The sequence below is a fragment of the Serratia sp. (in: enterobacteria) genome (assembly GCF_046715635.1).
GTDB lineage: Bacteria > Pseudomonadota > Gammaproteobacteria > Enterobacterales > Enterobacteriaceae > Chania.
Genome location: NZ_JBKJYW010000223.1, coordinates 1 through 2653 on the forward strand (window position 1 = coordinate 1; position 2653 = coordinate 2653).

3 protein-coding genes are annotated in these 2653 nt (G+C 40.2%); all 3 read left to right on the top strand.

What is annotated here, in order from left to right:
* On the top strand, positions 1–369 hold a 369-nt coding region (locus tag ACLQ7H_RS11330), incomplete at its 5' end, for a hypothetical protein (RefSeq protein WP_411752748.1).
* A gap of 1 nt (position 370) precedes the next feature.
* On the top strand, positions 371–820 hold the full coding sequence (radC, locus tag ACLQ7H_RS11335; RefSeq protein WP_025383762.1) for a RadC family protein: 450 nt from the start codon (positions 371–373) through the stop codon (positions 818–820).
* A 279-nt stretch (positions 821–1099) separates the two neighbouring features.
* Positions 1100–2254: a hypothetical protein gene (locus ACLQ7H_RS11340; protein ID WP_411752749.1), complete on the top strand. Its 1155-nt coding sequence runs from the start codon at positions 1100–1102 to the stop codon at positions 2252–2254.
* The last annotated feature ends 399 nt before the right edge of the window (positions 2255–2653 follow it).

Here is a 2653-nt window from a genome sequence, read left to right on the forward strand (position 1 = left end):
TGGCTAACCCACGGCCTTGATGAACCCCGAATGGATTACTTGATTGAGCGGGTCTTGCGGCAAGGGTACTACCATAAACATTTTCCCACTCAAATCAGCCAGCCCTTCCGAGAACTTAAGCGATTAACCACCCTGAGCATCCTCACCGCAATGACCGAATACCTCAACCACAGTGATTTCTCTCGCCTCATCCTGATTAGCGATCATCATCACTGTTCAGTCATCACCCGCATAGACAGCCAATACATCTACTTCTTCGATAGCAGTGGTCGACGAAAATCACCACGCAAGAGCTGGTCACTCAAGCCTGGCAACAGTTCACACCAACTTTTCCCAGACTGTATTTACTTTGTTGAACGGGAGTTCTGACATGATTGACCGCTGCAATGAAGACCTGATCCTACAGCAGGCACAAACCATCATCGAAAACCGTTATATCCGGGGGAAACAACTGCTATCGGTAATGGATGTGCGGGATTACCTCATGGTCAAGTTGGCTCCGCTGGAACACGAAGTATTTGGTTGTCTGCTGTTGGATAACCAACAACGCATTCTTTCGTACCAGGAGCTGTTCAGGGGCACAATCAACGGCGTCAACGTCTACCCTCGCGAAGTGGTGAAGCTAAGCCTGCACCATAACGCAGCGGCGTTGATCCTTGTCCACAATCATCCCAGTGGTGAGCCAGAACCTAGTCAGGCAGACTTGGCAATCACCAAAAGGCTGGTATCTGCATTGGAATTGGTTGATGTGAGGGTGCTCGACCACTTCATTGTTGCAGGTACTCAAACCGTCTCAATGGCAGAGCGTGGGCTGCTGTAGGCAGCTCGGTGACTTTGCGGCTATGATGGCAATCAGTTCTGAACGTCAGCTAAGTACCAGACGTTTCTCACATTAAAACACAGTGCATTAGTTTACGAGGACTACGTCACGATCAACACATCTAGTATCTTAAGTAGTTTTAATTCAAGATGAAAATGTTGATTAAAAATGGATTTACTATATGATGTTTTTATATAGATACTGCCACCTTGTAATAACTATAAGTTTAATAAGATGAGCATGAGATAAAATAATACCAATAATGAGGGGGAGATTCTTATGGATATTAAAAACCTTCAACAAGGTACTTTATTAGATGAGAGTGGTGTTCCAATTTTATACGCAAGTGAGCGCCTGTCTTTTCCTGATGAAGTGTCATTTTCAATCACTGATTCAGAATATTTGAATAGAATTAGCAACTTAGTATCTCAATCTGTTCAAGGAATTATTAATACACGCGGGCGTACGATTGAGCTTGTTTTTCAGCCTGAAATTCAGAACGGTTTAAAAAATGGCTCCCTCAAAATGATGCAAACATCGGTGGGGGAAACACTGGCAGATACAGTTCATGTGGGGGGTATTAACGCCGGGAAAATTGCTGGAAAAGGTCGAATTGTTGAAAGCGGAAAGCTAAAGCAACTTGCTACAGGATCTTTTCAGATTGCTAGTTTGATTGTGGCCCAGGCGCATCTTGCTGATATAAATAAAAATTTGGTTGAAATAAGAAATGCAGTCAATAGTCTGCATGAAAAAATTGACAATCATAACCTTGCAAAGATTGATGGTCGTATTCATTATCTTGAGGGAATTATTGGAAAAATACATCGTGGTGATTTTGACTACGATATTTCTTTGCAAGTGAAAGTAAAAATAGAAGACACTGTTGCTGATGCATATGAATGGCAGTCAATATTATTTGCGGATCTAAAAAGTCTTATATCAGATGTGAGTATTTTAAAAGACTCGGATACTTTCGGCACTGGTGAAACTTACCAGAAGCTAAAAGGAATAACTGAAAAAATTTATCCATTGATTATTCGCCGTAATATTTTGCTTAAGATGGCCTCTCTACTGGAGTACATTCAGGCCTGTATTGATCCAGTAGGTAAAGGGTTTAGCCAGTTTGATTTAAGGAAAGTTGCTTGGGATTTAGCTTTGGAAAAACTTGAGGTAAGTATAACTAAAAAAGCTGAACGTTTATTGTCGAAAGCAAAGTTTAATAGTCAGGAAATGCTTGAACATCGTCGTTTTTTTATTCTAAAAACATTAGAACTTTCTCATAATATTTCAAATAATAATTATGACCAATTTGAACACTCCTTGGTTAAACTTAAAAATAACCATAGAAAAGTGTTATCGGAAAGCGGTAAATTACGAATTGCAGTTGCTCATGATGATAATGGGCTTATTCAGAAAGCAGCAATTGTTGACTAAAAATATTAGTAAATGATTATGAATGTAATCATGTAAGCCTGAACAGGGGGTTGCATGATTATATACTCATTGGTTTATCTGGACATCACCAATTATTTGGTAAAACATTTCTCACGTATTTCAGATCATAGCCCATGTGATATTGATATAATTAAAATATCTTCATTACAAGAAATTCACGATGTGTAAGTCACTTTGAAAGAAAACATGTAACTGGTAAATAAACACTTAAGCGAACAGCGAACTGGCGTTGCTCACAGAGCCCTACGTGGGTAACCGAACGGTGAACTCGTGTTGTGTGATTAAAATAATGTAATAAGCTGACGGGGTAATTAGCTGAAGCGGTTTTCGGCGTAAGGCAATAGTTCATTGATCCGGCTGTTGGGCCAGGTCGGCAAG

Excerpts from the sequence above, each read along its gene's own strand:
- radC (WP_025383762.1), top strand. The coding sequence starts at position 371 with ATGATTGACCGCTGCAATGAAGACCTGATCCTACAGCAGGCACAAACC.
- ACLQ7H_RS11340 (WP_411752749.1), top strand. The coding sequence starts at position 1,100 with ATGGATATTAAAAACCTTCAACAAGGTACTTTATTAGATGAGAGTGGT.